Origin of the sequence: Pseudoalteromonas sp. MMG013 (assembly GCF_018100885.1) — a bacterium.
Classification (GTDB): Bacteria; Pseudomonadota; Gammaproteobacteria; order Enterobacterales; family Alteromonadaceae; genus Pseudoalteromonas; species Pseudoalteromonas aurantia.
On sequence record NZ_JAGJEE010000071.1, the window covers coordinates 1 to 1,877 of the forward strand.

Sequence of the window (1,877 nt, forward strand, 5' to 3'; positions counted from 1 at the left end):
AATAGGCCGCAGGGCATACAGCAAACGACTTGGATGTATCGAACCCGTGTTCGGAAATATCACAATGAATAAAGGGATGAATAAACTGACCTTACGAGGACAAACGAAAGTGAACGCGCAATGGCAGCTGTATTGTCTGGTACATAATATAGAAAAGCTACAAAACAGGATACATTAAGAAGAGTAGAGCCATTTTAACCGAAATAAAGCCACAAAAGCCCGCTGTTAAGACCGATAAAGCCTCCCTCAAAGCACATAATGAAAATCAAATTGAAAAGCGACTAAACGATTGAATCAAAATAGGAACTCGGCTATGGTTGAGGCATCAATAAAAAACAAATTAAAACGAGTAATTCTACAGGCTCGTTAGGTGTTTCGTGAATGTATCAATAAATCACTGCCCAATCTGCGGTTTTAAAACAGATGAAAGTTATGCATCAGTTTTAGAATTACGCTGTTCATATGATATTTGTGATTGTTGCGGCTGTGAGTATGGATATGACGATGATCTCAAGTTTTATAATGATTGGGTAAAAGGCGGGTGTGTTTGGTTTGAGGCTAAAGTAAAACCACAAGGTTGGTCATTAGACGATCAAGTTAGAAATCAAATAAGACCTTGGCCACCTAAATAAACACCTAACAAGGGTTTTCAAGTCGGACTCGTAACAGTTTGCTCGGTTCCACTTCGTTCCACATTTTAGCAAACTATTACAAGCCGCTTAAAACGGCGTTATAAGCTCATGAGGTATTGATGAATATTGAAGGATACGAGAATCGTTTTGTAGCATTTTTAGATATATTAGGTTTTAAGGAATTAATCTACAAAATTGAATCTGAAGGAAAGGAAAGCTCAGATTTCAAAAGAGTGAGGTCGGTACTGAATTTTCTTCATGAAGAATCTATTGAGTCTAACGGTCAACATGACTTACCAATATATGAACATAAAGAAGATCACATTTTAGAAAAAGAGCTAGGCGATCCCCGTATAAGTTATATCTCTGACTGCATAATAATATCGGCTGAAAGTTCATTTGATGGTTTTAAATCTTTATGTAATAAATTAACCAAATTCTCTACTGATATTGCATGCGATGGAATATTTATGAGAGGCGCTGTTACCCATGGGAAAATTTATCATCATGGCCCTATGTTGTTTGGAAGTGCATATCAAAAGGCGTATGAGCTAGAATCAGAAAAAGCAAAACATCCTCGTATAATTATTGATGATATAGTTTTTGATGTTTTAGAAAGTAACTTGGGTAAATTTCCATTAAATGAGCATGCAATCACCAAAGTCGCAAACGACTTTAGCTATCTAGCTAATTTCCCACTGAACTATCATCCACAGTACACACCTTCATGGCTAGACTTTCTATTGAGAATAAAAAGTAGAATTCTTTACCATCTAAATGTTTTCGATTCTAGAGTTTCTGGTTTTGGTCAAGAGTTGAGAAACCTTGATAGATTCTGCTGTTGGAAAGAAGTTTACGGTTGGGAGTTATGCTTTGACGGTGGAAACGATAGCGTTTTAAAAAAATACGAATGGCTAAAAGATGAGTTCAATTCAACGTTAAAAAGATACTCTGAATTTTTATCTGTCTCTGAGGGTGATGAATATTGGGGAGGAGTGAAAGAGGGGATGAGGATTTTACCTATACACTGGAATGGAATAATTTGGGCACCAGAAAAAGAATTAGGCCGTATACGCTGAGCTTATAACAAGGTATTTAAACGGAACAAAAACAGTGGGTTACGTTTCGCTTCGCTACACATTTTAACCCACTATTTTAGTCCTCTTATTGAGGCGTTGAGGCTGTAGAATTACTCGTTTTAGGGACTTGCTCTACATTACTTAACTTGTTCGCTTTTTAACCTTT

3 protein-coding genes are annotated in these 1,877 nt (G+C 36.6%); all 3 read left to right on the plus strand.

What is annotated here, in order from left to right:
• The first annotated feature begins 64 nt into the window (after nt 1-64).
• The 3 genes from J8L98_RS24980 to J8L98_RS24345 all read left to right on the plus strand — a co-directional run bounded on the left by J8L98_RS24980 (nt 65) and on the right by J8L98_RS24345 (nt 1,711).
• The gene (locus J8L98_RS24980; protein ID WP_247682690.1) at nt 65-178 is read left to right on the plus strand and encodes a transposase; all 114 of its coding nucleotides are present in this window, start codon (nt 65-67) and stop codon (nt 176-178) included.
• Between the two features lie 199 nt (nt 179-377).
• Entirely contained in the window at nt 378-632 is a 255-nt protein-coding gene (locus J8L98_RS24340) for a hypothetical protein (RefSeq protein WP_210998643.1), read from the plus strand.
• A 119-nt stretch (nt 633-751) separates the two neighbouring features.
• On the plus strand, nt 752-1,711 hold the full coding sequence (locus tag J8L98_RS24345) for a hypothetical protein (RefSeq protein WP_210998644.1): 960 nt from the start codon (nt 752-754) through the stop codon (nt 1,709-1,711).
• The last annotated feature ends 166 nt before the right edge of the window (nt 1,712-1,877 follow it).

Coding starts and splice junctions, on each gene's coding strand:
- J8L98_RS24980 (WP_247682690.1), top strand. CDS start 65: ATGAATAAAGGGATGAATAAACTGACCTTACGAGGACAAACGAAAGTG.
- J8L98_RS24345 (WP_210998644.1), top strand. CDS start 752: ATGAATATTGAAGGATACGAGAATCGTTTTGTAGCATTTTTAGATATA.